The following is a 1,312-nucleotide window of genomic DNA, read 5'->3' as shown; positions in this document are numbered from 1 at the left end:
GAAGAAAGCGGTATCTCTTACACCTCTTGAAGTGGTCCTGAAAGCCTTGACCTTTGCATTAAAGGATTCTGCCGAAGCATTGGTACTCCTGTTGTTAAAGAAGTTCAGGATAGATTCATAATGTGTTTGCACCGACCTTGCCACCGTTTTAAAGGCATCGATTCCAACCGCTTCTACATCATTATACCAGATAGCTAGTCTTTTAAATGCTTGTTGCTTGCTTTTGCATATGGTAAATATGTTTCCCAAACGCAGCGACAGATTGTGAGCCTGATACAATAAAGGGTATCTCGGAAAAAGCAGTTCTGCCCTTTCTTTTTGTGAAGCCGTCCATTTAGTTGGATGCTTGAATAAGAGGTATCGACTTCTGGCCAATAATTGCTTTAAGGTATCACCATTAGAAAAGACTTCGGGCTGATAGCTTTGCTTATTCTTTTTAGCAGCTTCAATGGCACTGTTCTCTTTATCCAAAGCTTCCCACCTGTATTTGATCCGGGCTTCCTGTACAGCGTCATAGGCTAGCTTCTGGACATGGAAACGGTCTATTACCCGTTCTGCATTTGTAAAACATCTGCGGATAGCCTTGATCATGTTAGCTGCCATATCCATCGTTACTTCCCTGACCTTGTTTCTATTACGGACAGGTATCCGTTCCAGCACGGCCATAATATGTTCTGCCTGTGTGCCTTTCAGCATAGCTACGATTGCTTTTTTACCACCTTTGGCTTCCTTATTGGTCACGATGGTATAGAGCTCCCCATTGCTTAGTGCCGTTTCATCTATGCTAAGCGATGGCCCTATATTGTCAGCAAACAACAACCATTCTTCTGCATGCTCTTTCTGCCCCCAGGTATGGAAGTCACTCAGGTGATCTTTGTATTGTTGCTGTAATTGTTTGCCATCGACGGTATAAAGGCGACCAAGCAGGTGACAACTGATCGGGTTGTTATCCAAATATACCTTTTAAAAAAGTGCCGAATTCCGTTGTCATTCGCGCTCCTTTTTGTACGATATCCCAGTTTCTTGTAATGATTGTTTTGCTTTCCGATACTTCCCACCTGCGCCGTTTGATGCATAGGGCCACCTTATGCCCGCGTATCGGGAAATCCTGGATACTGGTTTCCGGTAAAAAGCCTTTCGATTCCAGCTTTACGTTCTCATAACCGGCAGGAGTAATGTTCTTTTCTTCTAAATGGATATTAAGCCCGGCAGAAGTTTGGGCTACATCGATCAAGTCAAAGTATTCTAAGATGCCTTCAGGCAACAGAAGGCGGACAAGAGTTTCGTATGTCGTTTGCAAGGTATAAGCGTA

The 1,312-nt window shown here is 43.7% G+C and carries 2 protein-coding genes; both read right to left on the bottom strand.

Translation table 11 applies throughout. The annotated features are described in order from the left end of the window. Positions 1 to 954 (bottom strand): ISAon1 family transposase (locus ACFQ3S_RS19640; protein ID WP_377167884.1); only part of this gene is annotated, 954 nt, incomplete at its 3' end. Continuing rightward, positions 947 to 1,312 (bottom strand): ISAon1 family transposase N-terminal region protein (locus tag ACFQ3S_RS19635; RefSeq protein ID WP_449288938.1); only part of this gene is annotated, 366 nt, incomplete at its 5' end. The genes ACFQ3S_RS19640 and ACFQ3S_RS19635, both read right to left, overlap by 8 nt.

Origin of the sequence: Mucilaginibacter terrae (assembly GCF_042679325.1) — a bacterium.
In the GTDB taxonomy this organism is placed as follows: domain Bacteria; phylum Bacteroidota; class Bacteroidia; order Sphingobacteriales; family Sphingobacteriaceae; genus Mucilaginibacter; species Mucilaginibacter terrae.
Note: the sequence above shows the minus strand (reverse complement) of the source record. Positions and strands in the feature narration are given on the sequence as shown.